This is a genomic window from Acinetobacter sp. MD2(2019), from assembly GCF_035615615.1.
GTDB lineage: Bacteria > Pseudomonadota > Gammaproteobacteria > Pseudomonadales > Moraxellaceae > Acinetobacter.
Genome location: NZ_VTDU01000001.1, coordinates 130,214 through 149,708, shown reverse-complemented (window position 1 = coordinate 149,708; position 19,495 = coordinate 130,214). Strand labels below are relative to the sequence as shown.

9 protein-coding genes and 1 pseudogene are annotated in these 19,495 nt (G+C 41.2%); 6 read left to right on the top strand and 4 right to left on the bottom strand.

Translation table 11 applies throughout. From position 1 onward, the window contains the following. Window positions 1–25: 25 nt before the first annotated feature. The 3 genes from cysE to dnaE are packed head-to-tail and all read right to left on the bottom strand — an operon-like array spanning window position 26 to window position 5,254. Complete coding sequence (cysE, locus tag I2F62_RS00685; protein ID WP_324625108.1) at window positions 26–832, bottom strand: serine O-acetyltransferase; 807 nt, start codon at window positions 830–832, stop codon at window positions 26–28. Further along, the gene (locus I2F62_RS00680; RefSeq protein WP_324625107.1) at window positions 825–1,667 is read right to left on the bottom strand and encodes an RNA methyltransferase; all 843 of its coding nucleotides are present in this window, start codon (window positions 1,665–1,667) and stop codon (window positions 825–827) included. Before I2F62_RS00680 ends, cysE begins: the two co-directional genes overlap by 8 nt. A 14-nt stretch (window positions 1,668–1,681) precedes the next feature. Then, window positions 1,682–5,254 (bottom strand): DNA polymerase III subunit alpha, encoded by a 3,573-nt coding sequence (gene dnaE / locus I2F62_RS00675; RefSeq protein ID WP_324625106.1) that lies wholly within the window; start codon window positions 5,252–5,254, stop codon window positions 1,682–1,684. A 456-nt stretch (window positions 5,255–5,710) separates the two neighbouring features. Between dnaE and I2F62_RS00670 the strand changes: the two genes are divergently transcribed. The 4 genes from I2F62_RS00670 to I2F62_RS00655 are packed head-to-tail and all read left to right on the top strand — an operon-like array spanning window position 5,711 to window position 14,539. Further along, the gene (locus tag I2F62_RS00670; RefSeq protein WP_324625105.1) at window positions 5,711–6,907 is read left to right on the top strand and encodes an efflux RND transporter periplasmic adaptor subunit; all 1,197 of its coding nucleotides are present in this window, start codon (window positions 5,711–5,713) and stop codon (window positions 6,905–6,907) included. A 3-nt stretch (window positions 6,908–6,910) separates the two neighbouring features. Next, complete coding sequence (locus tag I2F62_RS00665; protein ID WP_324625104.1) at window positions 6,911–10,030, top strand: efflux RND transporter permease subunit; 3,120 nt, start codon at window positions 6,911–6,913, stop codon at window positions 10,028–10,030. Then, complete coding sequence (locus tag I2F62_RS00660; protein WP_324625103.1) at window positions 10,027–13,152, top strand: efflux RND transporter permease subunit; 3,126 nt, start codon at window positions 10,027–10,029, stop codon at window positions 13,150–13,152. The genes I2F62_RS00665 and I2F62_RS00660 overlap by 4 nt, the downstream gene beginning before the upstream one ends. Continuing rightward, window positions 13,139–14,539, top strand: a complete 1,401-nt coding sequence (locus I2F62_RS00655) for an efflux transporter outer membrane subunit (RefSeq protein ID WP_324625102.1) — start codon at window positions 13,139–13,141, stop codon at window positions 14,537–14,539. The genes I2F62_RS00660 and I2F62_RS00655 overlap by 14 nt, the downstream gene beginning before the upstream one ends. Window positions 14,540–14,671: 132 nt before the next feature. On the opposite strand, the pseudogene I2F62_RS00650 reads toward I2F62_RS00655, so the two are convergent. Then, window positions 14,672–15,359 (bottom strand): annotated as a pseudogene (locus I2F62_RS00650) (IS1 family transposase). Window positions 15,360–15,566: 207 nt separating this feature from the next. Here I2F62_RS00650 and I2F62_RS00645 point away from each other — a divergent pair. Both I2F62_RS00645 and I2F62_RS00640 read left to right on the top strand, forming a co-directional pair. Next, window positions 15,567–18,650 (top strand): autotransporter outer membrane beta-barrel domain-containing protein, encoded by a 3,084-nt coding sequence (locus tag I2F62_RS00645; protein WP_324625101.1) that lies wholly within the window; start codon window positions 15,567–15,569, stop codon window positions 18,648–18,650. Between the two features lie 61 nt (window positions 18,651–18,711). Further along, window positions 18,712–19,239, top strand: a complete 528-nt coding sequence (locus tag I2F62_RS00640; RefSeq protein WP_324625100.1) for an OmpA family protein — start codon at window positions 18,712–18,714, stop codon at window positions 19,237–19,239. Window positions 19,240–19,495: the final 256 nt, after the last annotated feature.

Genomic DNA, 19,495 nt, shown 5'->3' with positions numbered 1-19,495 from the left:
TAACAGAAAATCGCTTGCCTATACTTTATACGCTTGTGCTTTGAGATTCACATTCGCGGCGGACTTCTTCAATAATTTTCAGCTCGGCTTCACTATAAGGTTGTTGCTGTTCGCCTTGTTGTTTCTTAAAGGTTGGGTCAAGCAAAGACAAACGCTGGCAGAGTGTATTCATGCGGGTTTCATTGCTTTGCATACGATCAAGCAAGACGCGGATGCCTTCCAATAACGGATCAGTTTGGTTTTGTGACGCTGCATACGGTTCAAAGCCAATGCTTTGCGCGTAGTCGCGGCGGCGCGCTTCATCATCGAGTGCTGGTTTATCTTTTTGAATATAACGTGCAGGATTTCCCACAGCAGTAACCCCAGCAGGCACTTCTTTTGTCACTACGGCATTTGAACCGACTTTTGCGCCTTTGCCAACGGTAAATGGCCCTAAAATTTTCGCGCCTGCGCCAACAATGACACCATCTTCTAGCGTAGGGTGACGTTTGCCTTTATTCCATGTTGTACCGCCCAAGGTCACACTATGATACAAAGTCACATCATCGCCAATTTCTGCCGTTTCGCCAATCACCACACCCATACCGTGGTCAATGAAAAACCGCTTGCCAATTTTAGCACCCGGATGAATTTCAATACCCGTTGCAAAACGACTCACAGCAGATAAAAGACGTGCACTGGTTTTTAATTCTTTTTTCCACAGCTCATGTGCAACACGGTGCATCATTAACGCATGAATGCCGGGGTAGGTTGTTAAAACTTCAAAGGTGTTTCGTGCAGCAGGATCACGTGCAAACACCGCAGCTACATCTTCTTTGAGTTGTTTAAACATGATCTGAATTCCTTTCATTTGATGATTTTTTCCATGTTCCTTGGCTTAAAGAAACAACCCGACTAAAAATCCCACGCAATAAATGATATTCCATTTTATCGAGATGGATTCTGCCAAATAAACGACGTAAACGTAAAGGCAACAGTCTTGGATTATTTAGGTCTAAAAATTCAATTTCTTCAAGCATTTTTTCAATATGCGGATAAAATTTTTCCATATCTGCGTGGGAAACTAAGGGTTCATCCCATTGCATATCGACATTATCACTCACTGGCATGTGATCTTCAGAACGCAGTTCATTCTGTTCGTATTGCAGGGTCGACATTCGCAGTTCATAGCAAATAATTTGAATGGCTTGAGCCACATTCAAAACGCCATAATCGGGATTGACTGGAATGGTGACGTGATAATTGGCCAACGCCAACTCTTCATTGGTTAAACCGCGGTCTTCACGACCAAACATAATTGCAATTTCTTGTTGCTGTTCGACCACAGCATGGGCAATTTTTTCGCTAGCAGGGCGAATATCGAGTAATGGCCATGGAATAGTACGACTACGCGCACTGGTTCCAAAGACCAAATGACAAGGTGCAAGCGCTTCTTGCAAAGTTTCTACAACTTCAATCTGTTCAATTAAATCGGTTGCACCTGCGGCCAATGCGTCAATGTCGGGATGCGGGTAGGTTTTTGGCGCAACCAAAACCAATTTGCTCAAACCCATGGTTTTCATGGCACGTAAGGCACTGCCAATATTTGCAGGCAAGGTGGTATTCACCATCACAATGCGAATATGACGAAGATGATTGCTCACGGCTGTGTTGTCAAAAGTATTCATATACGACCTAATTTTTAAGAATATTGGCTGGCTTCGGCTTGATATAAATCCATCGCTTCATCCATGCTTGAGGTTTCAGGCATAGTTGGCGCGGTATGTGCCGCTTGTGCTGTTTGATAATCGACGCCTTGTGCTGCCTTCGATTTGACTTGGTACTCGATATGAATGGCATCTTTCCCAAAATAATCACGCAGTTGAATCAATGCTTCATCTAATGGGGCAATATGCCATTGTTCTGCTACGTGTAATTCAGCCTGAGCATAATCAAAATGTAGCCCAAAAATAATCGGCACTTTTCTGTATTGATCCAGCTTGCTAAAAGGCGATAAAATTTGATGAATTTCTTTCACAGATTCTTTATTGAAGTGTTCTTGTGTCAGTTCAATTTGAATATTTTGCGCACGTTTTTGGCGGATTTCATTTAAATCGAAGGCTTTGGTTAAACGACCCATCGGACGATCAAACCCTTCACGCTCATACACTTCACCTTCAATCACCACGACACGTTCTACTTGTACAATGTCTTTAAAGCGTTGGAAGCGTTCGTGGTTGCAACTCACTTCAATACGAGATGTGCTGTCGTCTAAAGTAATCACCATCCGATTAGGGAAATTGGCGACATCCATGACTAGTCCTGCAAATACTGTGGTTTGCCCGCGCCGAGTTGTGCTAATTTCATTGAGTTTATTGGGAATAAAGTTCTTTAATTCCGCACGATAAACATCAATAGGATGTCCCGTTAAATACAGCCCTAAAGTATCTTTTTCACCTTTTAAGCGCACTTCGTCTGACCATGGTTTAACCGGTTTTAAAGGTTTTCGTTGAACTTCTTCAACCTCACCAAATAAATCCATCATGCCTGTTTCACGGTTTTGCCGTGCTTGTTCTGCGGCTTGCACCGCTTCTGGCAATTGAGCCATTAAGCTTGCACGTTCAATGCCTAAACAGTCGAGTGCGCCTGCGCGAATCAGTGCCTCAAGGGTACGTTTATTAATTTTCTTTAAATCAATACGGTGGCAAAAATCGAATAAGTCTTGATATGGCCCACTTTGAATGCGCGAATCAATCACCGACTGCATGGCTTGTTCACCTACGCCTTTAATTGCACCTAAACCATACACAATGGTGCGTTCATCGCTGGCATGGAAATGATAGGTCGACATATTCACTGAAGGCGGCATTACCGTCAGTTTATTATTACGGCAGTCATCAATTAAAAACACCACGTTGTCGGTGTTTTGCATCTCTGATGACATCACGGCTGCCATAAATTCGGCAGGGTAATGCGCTTTTAACCATGCTGTATGATAGGCCACCAGTGCATACGCTGCGGCATGCGATTTGTTAAAACCGTAGCCTGCGAACTTTTCCATATAGTCGAAAATATGGTTGGCAGTGGCTTCGTCAATGTCTTTTTTCGCGGCACCTTCAATAAAGATTTGGCGCTGTTTGACCATTTCTTCAGGTTTCTTTTTACCCATGGCACGGCGTAATAAGTCGGCGCCGCCCAAAGTATAACCTGCACAATACTGCGCAGCCTGCATCACCTGTTCTTGATACACCATAATGCCGTAAGTCGGTTCTAAAACGCCTTCAAGCAGTGGGTGCAAATATTCAAACTCTCCGCCGTGCATACGGTGAATAAAGTCTGGAATCAGATCCATCGGTCCGGGACGATACAGCGACACGAAGGCAATAATTTCTTCAAATTTACTTGGACGCGCTTCCTTCAGCATTTTTTTCATGCCGACGGATTCAAACTGGAATACCGCCGTGGTGTTGGCTTCAGCGAAAACCAAATAAGCGTCTTTATCGTCTAAAGGTACGTTGGCAATGTTGAGTGGCGTTTCTGATTGAATGCGTTTATTAATATTTTGTACCGCATCTTCAATTACAGTTAAGTTACGCAGCCCTAAAAAGTCAAACTTGACCAGACCTGCGGCTTCCACATCGTCTTTATCGTACTGCGCGACACGGTTGGTGCCATCTGCATCACATAACACCGCGGAATAATCTGTAATTTTACCCGGCGCAATAACCACACCACCGGCATGTTTACCCGTGTTTCGGGTGATTCCTTCTAATTTGAGTGCCATTTCCCAAATTTCACTGGCATCGTCATAGTCGGGGTTCGATGGATTGGTGACCACATCTTTTAATTGCGGTTCCATATCAATCGCTGTGGCGAGGTCGACACCTAAAGGTTTGGTTGGAATCATTTTAGACACGCGATCGGCCAAACCATAAGATTTACCTAGAACCCGTGCAACATCGCGAATTGCGCCTTTGGCCGCCATGGTACCAAAGGTTGCAATTTGAGATACTGCCTCACGGCCATAATGACGCGATACATAATCAATCACGCGGTCGCGTCCGGCAATACAAAAATCGACATCGAAGTCGGGCATGGATACACGTTCTGGGTTTAAAAAACGTTCAAACAGTAAATCGTAACGTAGCGGATCTAAATCGGTAATTTTTAAACTATAAGCCACCAACGAGCCCGCACCTGAACCACGCCCTGGGCCAACCGGCACGCCGTTATTTTTTGCCCATTGAATAAAGTCCATGACAATTAAGAAATAGCCCGGGAAGCCCATTTTTAAAATAATGTCAATTTCATATTTAATGCGTTCATCGTAAGGCTTACGAATTTCAGGCCAATCTTCATCGCGATTTTCGGGTGGATACAGATGGTCTAAGCGTACTTCTAAGCCTTCTTTAGAAAGATGGGCAAAGTATGAGTCAATGGTAAAACCATCTGGAATAGGGTAGTCGGGCAAAAAGTAGGTGCCAAGCTGTAAACTAACATTACAGCGTTTGGCAATTTGCACGGTATTTTCAAGCGCACTTGGAAGGTCGGCAAAAAGTTCCGCCATTTGTTCGGCGGTTTTAAAATATTGTTCGGGGCTATACGGTTTTGGGCGTTTGCTATCGCCAAGTACATAACCATCTGCAATACATACGCGGGCTTCATGTGCTTCAAAATCTTCTTCATGAATAAAATGCACATCGTTATGTGCAACCACGCCGATTTGATATTTAGATGCCAGTTTGATCGCTTCGGTAATGAAGTTTTCTTCGTTTGGACGATTGGTTCGGGTCAGAGCAAAGTAAACCCGATTGCCAAATTTTTCAGTCCATGCTTCGAGCAACGGTTCAGCTTTTTGCGGATTCGATGAAATCAGCATTTGTCCTACATCGCTGTGAAGTCCGAGCAGGACAATTAAGTCTTGTTGTTGTTCTAAAATCCATTCTTTTTGAACGCAAGGGATATCGAGTTGTTGACCTTCGATATAACCGCGCGAAATAATTTCAGTTAAGCTGCGCCAACCGGTATTGGTCATCGACAATAAAGTCACACGATGTGCCGCATCATTAAGGCGAATATTGCTGCCTAAAATGGGTTTAATGCCTTGGCGAAGGCAGCTTTCATAAAATTTGACTGCCGCGTGAATATTGGAAAGGTCGGTTAAGGCCAGTGCAGGCATTTGTTCTTTTACCGCAGCTTTAATCAGATCAGGTATGCGAACAATCGACTCTGTAATCGAAAATTCGGTATGAATACCAAGATGTACAAACTGCATAAAGCTTTCCTTCACTAGACCAACGCTTATTTTAACATGCAATTCATAGCTTGGTTGCGCTTAAAAATTCTTTGTAGAAAAACTATCCATTCAACCGTAGATATCGGCATTTCTGCTGGTTTTGTAGCAATAAAAAATGGTTAAACATGTGCTTTCTTAAACTGTAGTTTGAGTGTTTGCTGGTGAGGTTAAGGCAGGTTTAATGAACGTCATTACAATTATGTTGGCAGATTTATAAATGATGTGGATGAATCTGCATCAAGTCGCAAATCTTTTTTGATAAACGCAGGCAAAAAATTGCATATTTTCGCGCTCGTTATCCTGATAATATGCGTTAGATTTTCAGGATGAACAGCTTGGAATTGGCAAATATGATGCTTTCATCTTGAATGCTGCGCTATAAATTCTGATGGTCTAATATCTTCTCGGTTTCACCTTCTTAAATTGAGTTTCTTTATGTTGAAGAAAAAAAGTACAGTGCTGTGGTTATGCTTGGTGTTATTGCTGGTGGGATTGGCCATTTTCTTTTGGCTGAAGCATAAAAACACTGCGCAGCATGAACGAACTCAAATACAAAATATAACCGCTGTTCAAGTTGCGGTTGCCGAGCAAAAAAATGTACCGCTAAAGTTGTCTGCATTAGGCACGGTAACAGCAAGTCAGACTGTGTCGGTGACCAGTTTAATTTCAGGGCATTTACAACATATTTACTTTAAAGAAGGGCAATATGTTCAAAAAGGACAATTGCTGGCCGAAGTGGATACCCGTAGTTATGCCGCGACTTTGCAGCAGTATCAAGGGCAGTTGGCGGAAAACCAAGCGCAGTTGAATAACGCCAAACTTACCCTTGCACGTTATCAGCGCTTATACGCACAGGACTCGATTGCCAAGCAAGATTTAGACACCCAAGCGGCAACCACGGCGCAGTATCAAGGGGCGATTCAGTCGGCAATGGGGCAAATTGCGGCAGCAAAATTGAACATTCAATATGGGAAAATTACCGCACCCATTTCAGGGTATATTGGTATAAAAAATGTCGATGTTGGCAATTTGGTCAGCAGTGACACAAGCTCTGCCATTGCCACCATTACCCAAACCAAACCGATTGCTGTGGTGTTTAGCGTGCCGCAAAGTCGTTTAGATGAAGTGGTACAACCCATCCGAAATGGTCAAAAATTAATAGTTCAAGCCTTTGATCAAGAAGGAAAAAATCAGCTTGCTGAAGGTGAAGTGAGTGTGATTAGTAATGAAATTGACAGCGCCACAGGTTCAATAAAGCTGAAAGCCATTTTTAATAATGTCGACAATAAACTTTTTCCGAATCAGTTTGTGAACGTAAAATTACAAACGGGTAATTTAAATAATGCCATTGTGGTGCCAAATGCTGCGATACAAGCCAGTAATAACGGGCAATATGTATTTGTTATAGATAACAACGCAACCGCACATAAAGTGATGGTGACAACGGGTACGCAAACTGAAGATGGTCAAACTGTCATTACATCGGGGGTGAAAGCGGGGCAAAAAGTGGTGATTACAGGTGTGGATGCCTTAGGCAATGGTTCTAAAGTGAATGTTGTGCAGGCTCAGCAAGTCGACTTAACGGTTTTAGATGATGCCACCACTAAAAAAACAGAACATCACCGTAAATAAGCCATGAATCCATCTCGTATTTTTATTCAAAGACCAATTGCCACCATGCTGATGATGATTGCCATCATCTTAAGTGGGCTTTTGGCTTATCGAAGCTTATCTATTTCTGCATTGCCTGAGGTGGATTATCCCATTATTCAAGTCACTACACAGTTTCCGGGTGCAGGGGCGGAGGTGATGACCAGTGGCGTGACTGCACCACTTGAGCGCCAATTGGGGCAAATGGCCGGTTTGAACCAAATGTATTCGACCAGTTCGGGCGGTGCATCGGTGATTACCTTAAAATTCAACTTAGATACCTCCTTAGATGTGGCCGAACAAGAAGTTCAAGCCGCGATTAATGCCGCCGATTCATTATTACCTTCTGAATTACCGAATAAACCGACCTATAAAAAAGTTAATCCTGCGGATACCCCAATTTTAACCCTTGCAGCCACTTCAGACACTTTACCTTTAACTCAAGTGCAAGACTTGATGAATACCCGCGTGGCGCTGAAATTATCGCAAATTTCAGGAGTCGGTTTGGTCAGCCTTGCAGGTGGGCAGCAAACTGCAGTGAGAATTCAGGTTAATCCAACCTTGCTTGCAAACTATGGTTTAACGCTCAGTGATGTCAATACCATCATTAATAACGCCAATGTGAATGGCTCTAAAGGTGGATTTGATGGTGTCGCGCGTTCAGTTACGATTGATGCCAATGATCAACTGCAAACCCCTGAAGAATATAAAAATCTGATTTTAAAATATGAAAATGGGCAAGCGCTGTATTTACGAGATGTCGCAACGGTTGAACAAGCCGCGCAAGACCAATATCAAGAAGCGTGGGCAAATGGTAAACCGGCCATTATTGTCAATATTCAGCGCCAACCCGGCACCAATGTGGTATCTATTGTTGACACCATTCGGGAAAAATTGCCTGAGCTTCAAGCGAGCCTGCCTGCATCAGTTAAAATTTCAACGCTGTCCGACCGTACCGATACCATTCGTGCGTCTATTTCAGATGTGCAGTTTGAGTTAATGCTCGCCATTGCCTTGGTGGTAATGGTGTCGTTCTTATTTTTACGCACCTTTGCCACCACGCTCATTCCAAGTTTGGCCGTGCCGTTATCGATTATTGGTACGTTTGGGGTGATGTATTTATCAGGGTTTTCAATGAATAACTTAACCTTAATGGCGCTCACCATTGCTACAGGTTTTGTGATTGATGATGCGATTGTGGTGGTTGAGAACATTCAACGGCATATTGAAAATGGTGAAGAACCGCTGCAAGCTGCACTCAAAGGTTCGCGAGAAATTGGTTTTACCATTATTTCTTTAACTGTATCTTTAATTGCGGTGCTGATTCCACTGTTGTTTATGGGAGATGTGATTGGGCGCTTATTCCGTGAATTTTCCATTACGCTTGCAGTGTCTATTTTGGTGTCGATGTTTGTATCTTTAACTCTAACACCCATGTTAAGTGCCTATTTACTCAAACATATTCCCGAAGAACAACATAATCCTGTGGTGCGCGGTTTTGGAAAAGGTTTTGATCAACTACTGAAGTTTTACGAAAAATGTTTGCAATGGGTATTGGCACACCAAGGCTTTACCTTAATTGTTGCCGTATTATCACTGGTGGTAACAGCCGCGTTATATGTTTGGATTCCAAAAGGATTTTTCCCTGCGCAAGACACAGGTAAAATTCAAGGCATTACCATTGCCTCGCAAGATGTATCGTTTAACGAAATGGCAAAACGCCAACAGGCCTTAGCCGCAGCATTACAACAAGACCCTGCGGTGGATTCGATTGCCTCGATTGTTGGGGGAGATGCGACCAATAACAGCGCCTTAAACACGGGGCGTTTGCAAATTAGTTTAAAAGATTTTTCCGAGCGAGATAAAGCCGATGATGTGATTGCACGACTCAAACAACGTGCTGCAAATATTGCAGGTATTCAGCTGTATGCCATTAAAAGCCAAGACTTAAATGTGGATGATCAGGTCACGCCAAGTCAGTATCAATTGACTTTAGATACATCGACACAGGCAGATTTACAGCAATGGGTTCCAAACTTTGTCGATGCGTTAAAACAACGTCCTGAATTCAAAGCTGTGAACACTAATTTACAAGATCAGGCTAAAGTTGCGTATGTGGAAATTAATCGTGACGCCGCAAGTCGTTATGGATTAACTGCCAATGATATAGATGCTGCTTTGTATAATGCTTTTGGGCAACATTTAATTTCGACCATTTATACTCAAGCCAACCAGTACCGTGTGGTGCTTGAAGTTGCACCGCAGTATAAGCAAGATTTATCGGCTTTTTCAAATATCTACTTAAAGGCCGCCACCACAAGCGCAACGAGTTCAAGCACATCGACCAATAATTCAACTGCTTCAACGATGGTGCCTTTAAGCAACTTAATTACGGTGTCAGAAAGAAATGGTTTTACGACCTATGCACGCCGTGATCAAACCCCTGCGGCAACGGTATCGTTTAACTTGGCCGATGGTTATTCGGTTGAGCAAGCGCGTCAAGCCATCACTGAGGTCAAGCAAAGCATACATTTGCCGGATACGGTGAATTTACAATATCAAGGTGCACTTGAAGCCTTTAGTGCTGCCAGTAGCAATACATTGTGGCTGATTTTGGCGGCGGTGATCAGCATGTATATTGTGCTTGGGATTTTATATGAAAGTTGGATTCATCCGATTACGGTACTTTCAACTTTGCCCTCTGCGGCGATTGGCGCGCTATTGGCGTTAAAATTAACAGGTACAGAGTTTAGTTTAATTGCCTTAATTGGAGTCATTCTTTTAATCGGGATTGTGAAAAAAAATGCCATTATGCTGATTGACTTTGCTCTAGAGGAAAAAAAGCAGGGCAAAACACCGCTTGATGCGATTTATCAAGCCTGTATGTTGCGTTTTAGACCCATTCTCATGACCACCTGTGCAGCATTACTGGGTGCTGTGCCACTCATGTTCGCTTCGGGTTCAGGGGCAGAATTACGTCAGCCTTTAGGTTTAGTGATTGTTGGTGGCTTAATCTGTAGCCAACTTTTAACTTTATTTACTACACCCGTTATTTATCTGGCTTTTGAGCGCTTAACGCAAGCTAAGAAAAAGGATGCGGTATGAATTTCTCTAAGATTTTCATTACCCGTCCCATCGGCACACTTTTGGTGAGTTTGGCTCTCACTTTATTGGGGGCTTTGGCATTTCGATTTTTAGCGGTTGCACCCTTACCGAAAATTGACACACCAACCATTGTGGTTTCGGCAAGTTTGGCAGGTGCAAGCCCTGAAACTATGGCGGCAACGGTAGCAACGCCACTTGAACGTGCGATGGGGCAAATTGGTGGTATCACCGAGTTGACGTCGACCAGTGGGCAAGGGTCAACCCGTGTGGTGGTGCAATTCGATTTAAATCGAGATATTGATGGCGCTGTGCGTGACGTACAAGCCGCCATTAATGCCGCAAGAAGCTTATTGCCGAGCAGTATGAAGCAATTGCCGAACTACCGTAAAGCCAATCCATCGGATGCCCCCATTTTAATGTTGGCATTGACCTCTAACAGCTTAAATCGAGGACAACTATACGATTTAGCTTCGAGTAAATTGCAGCAAGAAATTGCACAGGTAAAAGGCGTGGGGCAAGTTTCAATTCGTGGCGGAGCCTTGCCTGCGGTGCGAATTAATCTTGAACCTCAACAGCTGAATAGCTATGGCATTGCTTTAGACACCGTACGTCAAGCCGTTAATAATGCCACTAGCAATGCGCCACGTGGATTATTAAGCGGTGAAAAACATACGTGGTGGATTAATGCCAATGGACAACTGAGTAAAGCCAAAGACTACGAAAACTTAGTCATTGCTTATCGGAACGGTGCAGCGGTGCGTCTACACGATGTTGCAACGGTCACTGACTCAGTTCAAGATGCCTACTCGGCAGGCTATTTTAATAATCAGCCTTCGGTTTCAATTGCCGTAACCCGCCAAGCGGGCGCGAACATGCTTGAAACCATTGATTCAATTAAAGCTTTATTGCCCGTTCTGAACCAAATGTTGCCCAACGGCACCAAAATTACCACGGCAATTGACCGATCTTTAACGATTCGCAGTGCCTTACATGAAACTGAACGCACCTTAATGATTGCCATTTTATTGGTGATTTCGGTGGTGTTTATCTTTTTAGGTAAAGGTCGAGCAGTATTGATTCCTGCTATTGCATTGCCCATTTCCATTGTAAGTACCTTTGCTGCCATGTATGTGCTGGGTTATACCTTAGACGCACTTTCGATGATGGCATTAATTATTGCCACAGGCTTTGTGGTGGATGATGCGATTGTGGTGTTAGAGAATATCACTCGGCATATCGAAGCAGGGTTATCCCCGATGCAAGCGGCGATAAAGGGCAGTCGTGAAGTCGGTTTTACTGTGCTTTCTATGACAGCTTCGCTGATTGCGGTGTTTATTCCACTTTTGCTTATGGATGGTGTACTTGGGCGTTTGTTTCGAGAATTTGCAGTCACGTTGTCGGTTGCATTAATTATTTCCTTATTTATTTCATTGACCTTAACACCCATGCTATGCGCGCATTTATTAAAACATGCGCCAAAGCAGCAAGAAAACAAGGTCATGGCGGCCATCTCTCGTGGCTTAAATACATTACAACGGATTTATGTCAGCAGTTTAAACCGCGTTATGCAGCATAAACGCATGACCATGTTGGTGTTGCTCATCACTGTTATTGCCAATGTTTTTTTATACAATGTGGTGCAAAAAGGTTTATTTCCCGAACAAGATAACGGCATGTTATTCGGTATGCTACGTACAGATCAAACCACCAGTTTTCAGGCGCTCGAGCCTCGTTTAAAGTCGATTAGTCAAATGTTGCAAAAAGACAAAGACATTGAATATGTGTTGGCATCGACAGGTGGGGGCGGTTTTGGTTCGCGCAATTCGGGTCAATTTTTTGTGCGTTTAAAAGACCAAAATCAACGCAGTGAAAGTGCAATGCAAATTGCTAATCGCCTGACCCAAAAAACCAAAGATATGGCAGGTGCGTCTTTATTTTTAATGCCTGCACAAGATTTGCGTGTAGGTGGTCGCAGTGCCAATGCCACGTATCAATACAGTGTACAGTCGGATAGCTTACAAAGCTTGCGAGAGTGGAGTCCGAAAGTATATGCCACTTTAAAAAAACTGCCAGAATTAACCAGTGTAGATAGTGATGCAGAGTCGGGTGGGTTGAATGTTAAAGTGGTGATTGATCGCGATGCTGCCAAGCGTTATGGGTTGAATGTAAAAGAAATTGATACGTTTTTGAATAATGCCTTTAGCCAACGGCAAATTGCCACGCAATACCAAATGCTTAATCAGTACTATGCCATTTTAGGTTTAGACAGTCGGTACACGCAAGACCCTGCGGTATTGAATCAGCTTTATGTACTCACCAGTAGTAATCAAAAAATTGCGATTTCAGACTTTACGCATTTAGAGTCGACCACTACGCCGTTGTCGGTTGCACATCAGGGGCAAATGGCAACAACCACCATTGCCTTTAACTTAGCCGATGGTGTGTCTTTGCAACAAGCGCAATTGGCAATTGATAAAGCAATGGTAAGTATTGGTGTACCCGACAGTATTCATGGTAGTTTGCAAGGTACAGCGCAGGTGTTTCAAAGTTTGGTGAAGCAGATGCCATGGCTGATTTTTTCAGCCCTTGCAACAATCTACATTTTACTTGGAATATTGTACGAAAGTTGGATTCATCCAATCACCATTTTATCGACCTTGCCCTCGGCAGGGGTTGGGGCATTGGTTTTAATGATGATGACCAATACTCAGCTGACCATTATTGCTTTAATTGGTATTTTATTGCTGATTGGCATTGTTAAAAAGAATGCCATTTTAATGATTGATTTTGCCTTAAGTGCAGAGAAACAGCAGCGTATTGACCCCGAACAAGCCATTGTTCAGGCCTGTGATCAACGTTTTCGACCAATTTTAATGACGACATTGGCGGCATTTTTTGGTGCATTGCCTTTAATTTTACAAACAGGGGCTAGTGCGGCATTGCATCGTCCACTTGGTATTGCAATTTGTGGTGGATTGGTTTTTAGCCAATTACTCACTTTATATACCACGCCTGTGGTGTATGTATATTTAGATCGGTTTGGCAGTTGGGTAAAATCGTTTTGGAAAAAACCACATCTACTTAAATCTGTGAATGATGAGCAAGATTATGTTAAAAAATAAATTATCACTGGCTTTATGTGGTTTATTGCCGTTATTTTCAGGATGCACAGTGGGGCCAAACTATCAACCACCACAAATTTCTACACCTGTGCAATATAAAGAAGCTCAAGGCTGGAAGCTTGCGAATCCGCAAGATCAAAATCTACGTGGTGAATGGTGGCAGATGTATCAAGACAACACATTAAATGCGTTGGTTGAGCAAGTGGTGCTGTCGAATCAAAATGTAGCGCAGTATACGGCTAAATATGAACAAGCGGCGGCTTTGGTGAATCAAGCCAAATCAGGGCAAATGCCCTCTGTTTCAGTAAGTACAAATGCAAGTCGTGCTCAATCGGGTAATTCAAGTCCAAATAATGATTTTAGCGCCAAAGCGAATTTAAGTTGGGAACTGGATTTGTGGGGCAAGCTCAAACGCAGCACTGCAGAAAATAAAGCTTCGGCACAAGCCAGTGCTGCCGATTTAGCCAATGCAACTTTAAGCGCGCAAACCACCTTGGTGCAAAACTACTTTGCCTTGCGGGTGCTAGATAAACGGATTGCACTGTACGATCAAACTATTGCAACTTATCAGCGTTATCACAAAGTATTATCTGCCAAATATAAAGAAGGCATCATTGCAAAGTCTGACTTAACCCAAGCTGAACAATCTTTATATAGCGCACAAGCTTCGCGTGAAGATTTAGTTTGGCAACGCGCACAATATGAACACGCGATTGCCATGTTAATTGGGAAAATGCCTGCAGAATTTAATCTGCCAATCCATCAAGGCACTTTAGCAAGCATTCCTAATATTCCTTTAACTTTGCCAAGTCGCTTATTAGAGCGCCGTGCTGATATTGCATCTGCCGAACGTAATTTGGCTGCAGCCAATGAAGCGATTGGCATTGCGGTTGCGGGTTATTTCCCCGATATCAGCTTGTCTTCGGCGGGTGGATATTCAGGTAATCGTTTTGCCAATTTAATTAGTGCACAAAATTTAGTGTGGTCGTTAGGTGCATCGGCAACGCAAAGTATTTTCGATTTTGGCGCCAATAAAGCCAAAGTGAAACAATCGCAAGCGGCTTACAATGCTGCGGTTGCGCGCTATAAACAAACTATTTTAGAAGCCATGCAAGGCATTGAAGATGACTTGGCAAAGGCCAACAGTTTAGCCAAAGAACTTGTGCACACTCAACATGCTTTGGCTGCTGCATCTGAAACCGCGCGAATTAAGCGTAATCAATACAATGAAGGCATGATTGATTACACCTATGTTGCCAGTAGCGAAGCGACCCGATTATCGAATGAGCAAAATTTATTGCAGCTACAGTCGGCACAATTGCAAAACAGTGTAGCGTTGGTTAATGCTTTAGGTGGTGGTTGGGATACCACTTTATTACCAGAATAAGTAGACATATTTGTGCTTTGTACTTTTTATAATGTTTAACTAGGTTTGGTGTTTTATGGTTAATAGAGGTTGCATATTTTTAACAATTTGACTGCTAAATAATTAGGTAGTGTTTCAAAAAGTATGCTGGCATTAGACGAATCCATTGTTGATATAAAAGAATACTAAATCAAAAGCTTTGAAATGATTCTCAAGCTTTTTAGAGAAGTTGCAGCTTCTCCTAAAGCCTTGCCTGATTCGATGCCGCAATCGACAATTATTGCCTTCAATACCCACAGTGAAAAACTTACCAATCAATTGTTTGCACTTTTTAAAAGTCGTAACAAAACTATCCCAGCAATCACTCGATAATTCCTAGCTGCTTTAATCTTGCCTTAAGCCGTTTTGCAGTCGCTAAATCTCGCTTACCCCAAACATAAGCAACGATTTTACCTGTTTCTCGATGATAGGCATAGATCAACCATTGTTTATTTTGCTTATTGCCTACAAAAGTCCAGAACTCATCTACTTCAAGGGTTTCATAATGACTTTGCTGTGCTTGGAGCTGATAGTTTGATTGACTGAGTGTACGTAAAACTTTGCCGATGCTGACTCTTTCAACTTCTGCAATATCTCTAACACCACTGCCTCGCGCCATCAGGTGTAATATTTTGGTTTTTATGCCTGAATGGCAACCTTGATAGCTGAGCGCATGATCACCGATAAATTGACGTTTACATATTTTGCATTGGTAATTTTGTTTACCATCTACTTTTGTACCATTTTTCTTTATACTGTCGCTCAGGCAGGTAGGACATTTGATGTGTAGAGTGATTAGCATTTCTCTATAGTATCAAATTCTTACCTGTTTTTATTTCAGCATACTTTTTGAAGCACCACCCAATATTTGAATTTTTTGAAGAAGACCAAGATCTGGTCTTTTTTGTTTTTTTTGCTGAATAAAATTATCTTTTTGTTGTTTTTGATTAATATATAATCTATATTTATGTGATATAGTTTGCAAATAAATTAAAAAAATGGTGTTTTTATGAATAAAATATATAAGTTGGTTTGGTCTGCATCACTAAATTTATGGGTTGTTTGCTCTGAGCTTGGGAAAAAAACAAAATCTTCGAGTAAGTCATCTGTATTATTAGGTGTTGGATTGATGTTAACACCAGTGCTTGGATTTAGTGCAACTTGTGGTAATTATAATGTTCCTGAGAACAACTTTGAGTGTAAGATTATTTCTGCAGATAAGACTCCTAATGGAGATTATGCATCATCAAATATAAAACAAGTTTATTACACACCAACAGTTGATGGGTATGGTAAAAATTTTGTTTTAGAAAACGAAGATATTGTTTTTACTAATTTGAATTATGGTTATGCTGGAGTTTTATTGGCAACTCGAGGGTTTGATAGTTCGCAAATTCGATATAACACATTAACGGGTAATAATTTAAAAATTGTTGCAGATGGTGCAAATGCTGGAGATAACTCTATTACTGGTTTGGGTGCTGCTTTTGGTGGTAGTGTTTATTTTAAAAACGTCAATTTGGAATTTAAAAATGCAAATAATGGCGATATTAACGGTATAATGGCAGGTCAAGCATATGCTGACTTGGGTAAAGATTCAGGGAATAGTAGAACAAATTATATTGAAATTAATGACTATACATTTAAAGCGACAAAAACGAATAATAACAATACAAACCCTGTAACAGGGATTCGAGCTATTCAAAATAATGATGGTACTAATACACGAACTGTTACTAAAACAGGCATTGGACCTACAGCGCATGTTGTTATTAAGGGTGACTATAAGGCTGATATTACCGCAGCGTACGGTAATGGTGTTTATGTTTCAGGGAAAGACTCCGACTCTAGAGCTATGCCAACAGTAGAGTTGTTGGGCGATACCGTAATTACCTTGCATGGTGGTGGTAATGCATTACATATTGGTAAAAAAGATAGATCATTTCCCCTATTCAATTATTATAATAGGGATGGGTGGGGTGCAGGCCAAATTATTTTTGGTGAAGGTTCAAGTGTAAATATTGATCAGTCTGATGCCAAAGGCGAAGCAATTGTTTTAACTTATAATGGTTCTAAGTTAGAAGCAAGTAAAACAAAAGAATTTAAAGTTCGTTCTAAAGATTCTGCAATTCGTGTAGGTGATGATTTCCTAACTTCGTGGACACAAGATTCTACAAAAGAAATTTCAGCAAATATTAATAATGCTGATTTTGCAATTTCAGATGATACCTCAAATGCCTCATTACTTAGTCTCGCAGAAAATCAAGGAGATGTTAAATTTAATTTTACAGGGGATAATACCCAGCTAATAGCAGCTAAATCGGGTGCTCTATTACAAGTTGGTGACGCATCAAATATTGATATGTCTGTAAGCGGTGGTAAAATTCAAGGTCTTACAGAAATGGGAACATCATCATCAATTGATTTGACATTGAATAATAATACTATATGGCAACTTGCAAAAAAAGACACCGAAACCACGTCTACATTTTCTACATTGGAGCTAAATAACTCTACTTTAAATGGCTTTGATGCTGATAGTGTTAATTGGGGAAGTTCAGACTTTACGCTTAAGGGCGATCAAATTACCTCAAATAATGGTGTAATTAATCTAGATAATAGCAATGTTGGGGATAAGCTAAAAATTGAAGGAAATTATACGGCCAGTGGCAATGCAATTGTTAAAATGAATACTTTATGGAATTCGCCAGGTGATGAAGTCGGAACAAACTCATCCTCTGATGTTTTAACCATAACAGGCACTGCAACAGGCATGACAACAGTTATTCCTGTGGGAGTGAACGGTACAGAAAATATTATAGATGGTAATGTAGCTCAAACCCAAAATGTTATTAATACAATACCAGTTGTTTATGTAGAAACAGCAGGGGAACGTGCATTCCAAGGAAGTGCAAGAACTACAGGGGTATCTCAAGTTCAACTTGCAATGAGAAATAATCCCACAACAAATACCGATGAATATTATTGGACTGCAACAGCAAAAACAGTAGATCCAGTAGACCCAGAAGTTGATCCGGTAAATCCAGAAAACCCAGAAGTAGATCCAGTAAACCCAGTAATAGATATTTATAATCCTGAGGTTTCAGGTTACGTTCAAATGCCTATTGCCAACATGGAATTAGGTTACACCTCACTAGCTACGCTGCACGAACGTCGTGGCGAGAATCAAACTTTGGCTTGGGACGAATGTGGAACATGTGTAAAAGATAATAAAGGACAAAGTTGGGGGCGTATTGTTGGTAGTCATTTAGATTTAGAGGGAAAAAATCGCTTTAATGTAAATGGTGAACAATATCTTATACAACTAGGTCATGATTTTATTATTCATGAAAATGTAGAAAAGCAATCACGCAACCACACAGGTGCATATCTTTCATATAGCCGTAGTGATATGGATTTTGAAGATCGCTATAGAGCTGTTGATGGTGAAGTTGTCGCAAATAAATATACTGGGAATGGAAAAACTGATGCCTTCAGTTTGGGTTTATATAATACTTATTATGACAAAAATGGCTCTTATATAGATTTAGTCGGTCAATTTTCTCATTTAAGAAATACTTATAATTCTTATGATTTAGATCAAGTTAAACAAAATGGTTTCGGCGCTATAGTTTCTGCAGAAGTAGGGCGCCCATACGCTATAAATAAGCATAAAGATAGCGAATCTGGTTGGATGTTTGAACCACAAGCACAACTTAGTTATCAATACCTAAACTTAGATTCATTTAATGATGGTATTCGCACAGTTGATCAAAATGACCAACATGGGTTGCGTGGTCGCTTAGGATTCCGTTTGGCTCACAATAGCGAAGCGAAGGGATTAAGAACCAATACTTTCTATTTAACTGCGAATGTATTACATGATTTCTTAAATCAAAGAAATATTGATATTGGTCCTGATCAAATTAAGGAACAGTATAATGATACGTGGGGTTCTGTGGGTGTCGGTGTACAACTGCCTGTAAGTCAACATGGTTATATTTACGCTGATGGACGTTATGAGCATTCTTTCTCATCTGAAAAGCGTGAAGCTTATAAGGGTACAGTAGGTCTTAAGTTTACTTGGAAATAATAAGTAACTTGTGATTTGTCTTACATTTATATTTCAAGTGAATGATATACAAGGTGATAAAATGAAAAAAGAATATATTGTACTTGTCTTGGCCCCATTATTTTTAACTGCGTGTGCAGGTAATGTTAGTCATCGTTGGTGTCCACCAGTCGCAACTGTACAAGAACCTGCTCCAGTTGTGTATGAAAAGGAAGCTATTCAACTCTCAGCAGATGCATTGTTTAAGTTCGATAAGTCTGGTGTTAATGATATCCTTCCTAAAGGTAAGCTTGAGCTTGATGTCTTAGTAGATAAGCTGAAAAAAGGTTATGTTGCGGTAAAACAAATAAATATTGTTGGACATACCGATCGCTTAGGTTCTGAGCAATATAACAATAAGTTAGGTATGGCGCGTGCTGAAACAATACGTAATTATTTGGTACGCCATGGTATAGAAACTGATTATAATGTTTCTAGCCAAGGAAAATCAGATCCTATAACCAAAGATTGTTTAGATACTCTAAGTAAAGAAGCGTTAAAAGCTTGCTTACAACCTGACCGCCGAGTTAATTTGGAAATTACTGGCATTAAAGTTGTCGAAGGTAAGTAAAGATAACGAAAGCATTAAGTTTTAATTCATCTACCCCCGACTTTTTAAGTTGGGGGTATTTTATTACTATTTTGACATGTACCATCTAAGGTTAGACAGATAATGCTGAGTCGAACCTGTGTATTGAATCTCGAGTATACAAAAGAAGAGTATTTACAGCGTCGAAATAATAAAAAAGTTGCACCGTCTTAATTATCTGTACCTAAATGTTGGCTTTAGCTCTCGTTGATCATGAAATTATGTAAATCTAAGTACA

What these genes read in the sequence shown, in the direction of transcription:
- I2F62_RS00660 (WP_324625103.1), top strand. Translation starts at nt 10,027, where the DNA reads ATGAATTTCTCTAAGATTTTCATTACCCGTCCCATCGGCACACTTTTG.
- I2F62_RS00670 (WP_324625105.1), top strand. Translation starts at nt 5,711, where the DNA reads ATGTTGAAGAAAAAAAGTACAGTGCTGTGGTTATGCTTGGTGTTATTG.
- I2F62_RS00665 (WP_324625104.1), top strand. Translation starts at nt 6,911, where the DNA reads ATGAATCCATCTCGTATTTTTATTCAAAGACCAATTGCCACCATGCTG.
- I2F62_RS00645 (WP_324625101.1), top strand. Translation starts at nt 15,567, where the DNA reads ATGAATAAAATATATAAGTTGGTTTGGTCTGCATCACTAAATTTATGG.
- I2F62_RS00680 (WP_324625107.1), bottom strand. Translation starts at nt 1,667, where the DNA reads ATGAATACTTTTGACAACACAGCCGTGAGCAATCATCTTCGTCATATT.
- cysE (WP_324625108.1), bottom strand. Translation starts at nt 832, where the DNA reads ATGTTTAAACAACTCAAAGAAGATGTAGCTGCGGTGTTTGCACGTGAT.
- I2F62_RS00655 (WP_324625102.1), top strand. Translation starts at nt 13,139, where the DNA reads ATGTTAAAAAATAAATTATCACTGGCTTTATGTGGTTTATTGCCGTTA.
- dnaE (WP_324625106.1), bottom strand. Translation starts at nt 5,254, where the DNA reads ATGCAGTTTGTACATCTTGGTATTCATACCGAATTTTCGATTACAGAG.
- I2F62_RS00640 (WP_324625100.1), top strand. Translation starts at nt 18,712, where the DNA reads ATGAAAAAAGAATATATTGTACTTGTCTTGGCCCCATTATTTTTAACT.